Source organism: Ectobacillus sp. (assembly GCF_056992975.1).
Genome location: NZ_JBXKMX010000030.1, coordinates 1 through 2015, shown reverse-complemented (window position 1 = coordinate 2015; position 2015 = coordinate 1). Strand labels below are relative to the sequence as shown.

Below are 2015 nucleotides of genomic sequence, written 5' to 3'. Positions count from 1 at the left end.
CCTTCGATTGTACGTCCTACGATAAGACCATTACCAATACCTGCACCTAGTGCACCTAAACCAACTGCGATTGCTGCAGCAATAAGACCAATTGAACCTGTCATGATTAATTTCCTCCTTGAAATTGGGTTTCATTTTTTTATCCATAAAAATGCATCATACATTCTTAGGAATTTTTAATAATATTGTTTTTTATAATTAATGGTCGGCACTCACTTTGTGAGAAATATAAACCATCGTTAGCATTGTAAAAATAAACGCTTGGATAGAGCCTACAAATATACTAAAGCCTTGCCATGCTAGCATTGGTAAAATTGCACCAAGGGCACCACCAAAACCACTAGATCCTAGTCCAGCAAGTAATCCTAGCAGTAACTCACCTGCAAAGATATTACCGTAAAGCCGTAGTCCTAGAGTTAATGTATTTGCGAATTCTTCAATAAGTTTTAATGGGAATAAGAAACCCATTGGTGATACGAAGGTTTTTGCGTAGTGCTTGCCACCTCTCATCTTGATACCATAATAATGAGTTAACCCCATTACCATAATGGCCAAGGTTAAGGTGATCGCTGGATCGGCTGTTGGTGATTTCCACCAAAGCTCTCCTCCTAAAACAATTGAGAATGGTAACCCTAACATATTTGAAACAAAGATATACATAAGTAAGGTCATTCCCAATATTAGAAAGCGTCCACCTGTATTCCAATCCATGGTGTTTTTGATGATGCCTTTTACGAAATCCATAACCCATTCCATAAAGTTTTGAAGTCCTGTAGGCTTCATCGCAAGACGTCTGGTGGATGATACAGCGAGAATGAAAACTATAAGGCTTGAAATAGTAATCATCAAGACGTTTGCCATATTAAAATTTAACCCCAAAAATTCCACAATAGGAGCTTCATGATTCAACAGTATTCACCTCTCTTCTTTAACTATCGACGTAAATGTTGTATTAAATAATCTATCATAATGACAATATAAACTGTCATTAATCCCAATACCATGCTTCCTATATGGAATTCATTAGGATATCTCAGTGCTATAACCGTTGCTAAAGCCCCGATTGACATCCTTGTAACCGTTCCAAGTGATCCCGTTTTTTTACCTTCAGAGACTGCCTTAGAAAAATTTTTGTTCTTTTGTACCATTGACCAGAACATAAATAAGCTAGAAATGGTACCTAGAATTAACCCTTGGAAAATTTGATCATACTTAGTGAAAATGACTCCCAACACGTAAACACCTATTACATACACTATGTATTTCCGTTGTCTATTGAACATTTCGTTTAATTCTTGCATTCTGCCAGTTAATCTCCTTCATGAAATTGTCGAATTGTGCGGAGCATAACAAAAATACCAGTAGCAAGTCCTAAAAGAAGACCAATCACTAAAAACAACGGCCCGGTATTAACAAATCCGTCTAGCCATCTTCCTAGAAAGATACCTATCAAGATTGACCCGACTAATTGGGAAGAAATCGCTGTCATTAAAGCCATAGCCCTTAATGGGTGGCGATTGTTTTGACGCATGGATACATCCTCGTGGTTTGATTTGATGTGGATAAAGCCAAAAAAATAATAAACATTCTTGCACGAAGTTTCCAGAGAATGCCCAATCTTTCTCATACCCTTTGTTAGCATACAATAGCATAGAATCAATGTCAATGAGAGTAAGTGAAATTTGTCACACTATAGCAACATTTCACGAATTTTTCATATTTATCTGCTACAATCCCCTTGAATACTACAATATTTTATGTTATTTGGTAATTTCTATGGTCGTTTCTATTCGATCTTCTTTTCCTCCCCTTTTAGCAAAAATAATCGCTTTATATGCACCAGCTGGTGGAAGTTCTTTTGATGTTAGTTCTCGTTTGATTAAACCTTTTGGCGCGGGCTTTCCCCAGTCCATAAATCCGGCAAAAGCAAGGCTATCTGCATGATAAAGTGCAATACCGAATTCATCTGCCCCTCGAGGCAAGTATATTTCATAACGATATGTCCCTACTCGATC

General features: G+C 37.2%; 3 protein-coding genes and 2 pseudogenes. All 5 read right to left on the bottom strand.

The genetic code is table 11. From position 1 onward, the window contains the following. A pseudogene (locus AC11ZT_RS01290) lies at positions 1–104 on the bottom strand (F0F1 ATP synthase subunit C); the annotation flags it as partial. A 94-nt stretch (positions 105–198) separates the two neighbouring features. Further along, complete coding sequence (gene atpB, locus AC11ZT_RS01285; RefSeq protein ID WP_484057872.1) at positions 199–909, bottom strand: F0F1 ATP synthase subunit A; 711 nt, start codon at positions 907–909, stop codon at positions 199–201. A gap of 23 nt (positions 910–932) precedes the next feature. Continuing rightward, the gene (locus AC11ZT_RS01280) at positions 933–1301 is read right to left on the bottom strand and encodes an ATP synthase subunit I (protein WP_484057871.1); all 369 of its coding nucleotides are present in this window, start codon (positions 1299–1301) and stop codon (positions 933–935) included. 8 nt (positions 1302–1309) lie between these two features. Further along, positions 1310–1531, bottom strand: a complete 222-nt coding sequence (locus AC11ZT_RS01275) for an AtpZ/AtpI family protein (RefSeq protein WP_484057870.1) — start codon at positions 1529–1531, stop codon at positions 1310–1312. A 229-nt stretch (positions 1532–1760) separates the two neighbouring features. Further along, positions 1761–2015 (bottom strand): annotated as a pseudogene (locus tag AC11ZT_RS01270) (S8 family serine peptidase); the annotation flags it as partial.

Bases quoted from the DNA above. Each gene is read 5' to 3' on its own strand.
- AC11ZT_RS01275 (WP_484057870.1), bottom strand. From the start codon at position 1,531: ATGCGTCAAAACAATCGCCACCCATTAAGGGCTATGGCTTTAATGACA.
- AC11ZT_RS01280 (WP_484057871.1), bottom strand. From the start codon at position 1,301: ATGCAAGAATTAAACGAAATGTTCAATAGACAACGGAAATACATAGTG.